We start from the raw sequence: 228 nt of genomic DNA on the forward strand, positions 1-228 counted from the left end.
AGGAACATTATCCAATGTAGATTTAACAGACACAACAAGTGACTGGGCAACTGCAGATTGTGATGGTGATGGAGTAAGTAACTTAGACGAAGTAGATCCTGATGGAGACGGCGTTCAAGGACCAAACGACACAGATCCAAACGATGCATGTGAATTTACTGTAGCAGATATTACATTACCTGTAACAGCAATCACAGATTGTGATGGCGATGGAGAAACAAGTGATAC

The 228-nt window shown here is 41.7% G+C and carries 1 protein-coding gene; it reads left to right on the plus strand.

Annotated features, from left to right (window positions below):
• On the plus strand, positions 1–228 hold a 228-nt coding region (locus ACVCXO_RS02900; protein WP_452228096.1), incomplete at both ends, for a hypothetical protein.

Source organism: Lacinutrix sp. MEBiC02404 (assembly GCF_053601575.1).